This window comes from Arthrobacter sp. CAL618, assembly GCF_000468215.1.
GTDB lineage: Bacteria > Actinomycetota > Actinomycetes > Actinomycetales > Micrococcaceae > Arthrobacter_D.
This window is the reverse complement of sequence record NZ_ASZW01000241.1, coordinates 1-794: the sequence shown is the minus strand read 5'-3', so window position 1 is coordinate 794 and position 794 is coordinate 1. Positions and strand designations below refer to the sequence as shown.

Here is a 794-nt window from a genome sequence, read left to right as displayed (position 1 = left end):
CGCCTGCCTCTACACGGTGACCACCCTCGCCCTGCTGCGGACCGACCAACTGAGCGTCGCGGCCAGGGCGCCCCGGTCGAAAGGCCAGCTCCGTGAGGGCGCCCGCTACGTGATGAGGAAACCGGCCATCTTCTGGTGCATGCTGATGGGCGCATTCGTCTCGGTGTTTGCCATGAGCACACCCGTACTCATGGCTGCATTCGCCGACACCGTCTTCGACTCCGGCGCCCAGGGGTATGGCTTCCTGAACACAGCACTGGCCACCGGGTCGCTGGTCGGTGCGCTCGCGTCCATCCGGCGGACGACGCTCCGCCTGCGCGGGGTGCTTGGCGGTGCGGCCGCGTTTGGCGGCTTCATGGCTCTTGGATCGGTGGCACCTAACCAGGCGGTCTTCGCGATCCTGATGTTCTTCGCTGGGATCGGGTGCCTGTGGTTCATCACCGGCGCCAATCAGCTGGTGCAAATTTCGTCCAACCTCGCCATCCGGGGGCGGGTCATGGCGTTGTACATGATGGTCCTCATCGGAGGCCAGGCGATCGGCGGCCCCATGATCGGCTGGTTGGCCGAAAACATCGGGGCGCACACCACGGTGTTGATCGCCGGCGGAGTGCCGCTGCTGGCAGCCGGCGTGTTCGCCGTCGTTCTTGCTCAGAAGGGCCAGCTGACCCTGCGGTTCCGCTACACAGTTTCACCCAGCCAACGACGGCGGCTGGTGGCGATCGTCCCGAAATCCCCCGATGCTAGGAGCCACGCGGCCGTCTAGCCCGCACCCGTCCAACTGCCCGCCGAGCGGG

The 794-nt window shown here is 66.6% G+C and carries 1 protein-coding gene; it reads left to right on the top strand.

Features of this window, described 5'->3' with window-relative positions; all coding sequences use genetic code 11:
* Positions 1–763 (top strand): MFS transporter (locus K728_RS23335; RefSeq protein WP_443110994.1); only part of this gene is annotated, 763 nt, incomplete at its 5' end.
* Positions 764–794: the final 31 nt, after the last annotated feature.